Genomic DNA, 665 nt, shown 5'->3' with positions numbered 1-665 from the left:
CTGGCACCCCGCGTGCCCCGCCCTGTCCCAGCCTGCCCTTCTCCAGGGAACGAACAAGGACACATCATGCGAAAACCCAACCCTGCCCTGCTCCAGGACCCGCGCCGCGCCCCCGTCCCCGCACACCACCCCGAGCCCGTGCTCGACGTCGCGGTGCCGGTGTTCGACGAGGAGGCGGATCTGGAGCCGAGCGTGCGGCGGCTGCACGCCCATCTGCGCGCGACCTTCCCGTACCCGTTCCGGATCACCGTCGTCGACAACGCCAGCACCGACCGGACCCCGCGCATAGCCGCCCGGCTGGCCGCCGAACTGCCCGAGGTGGAGTGGCTGCGGCTGGCGGAGAAGGGCCGCGGCCGGGCGCTGCGCGCCGCCTGGTCGCGGTCCCCGGCGCCGGTCCTGGCGTACATGGACGTGGACCTGTCCACCGGACTCGCGGCGCTGCTGCCGCTCGTCGCCCCGCTGATCTCGGGGCACTCCGACATCGCGATCGGCACCCGGCTGGCGCCCGGGGCACGGGTGGTGCGCGGGCCCCGCCGGGAGTTCGTCTCCCGCTGCTACAACGCCCTGCTGCGCTCCACGCTCGCCGTCGGCTTCTCCGACGCGCAATGCGGTTTCAAGGCGGTGCGGCGCGAGGTCGCCGAGCGGCTGCTGCCGCTGGTGGAGGA

Annotated in this window: 1 protein-coding gene; it reads left to right on the top strand. The window is 74.1% G+C overall.

Going from position 1 to position 665, the window contains the following annotated elements:
- Positions 1-66: 66 nt before the first annotated feature.
- Positions 67-665, top strand: a 599-nt coding sequence (locus CCN42_RS38405; protein ID WP_143662179.1) for a glycosyltransferase, incomplete at its 3' end; no start/stop codon positions are given.

The organism is Streptomyces glaucescens, assembly GCF_002154375.1.
GTDB lineage: Bacteria > Actinomycetota > Actinomycetes > Streptomycetales > Streptomycetaceae > Streptomyces > Streptomyces glaucescens.
This window is presented reverse-complemented; position numbering and strand designations above follow the sequence as displayed.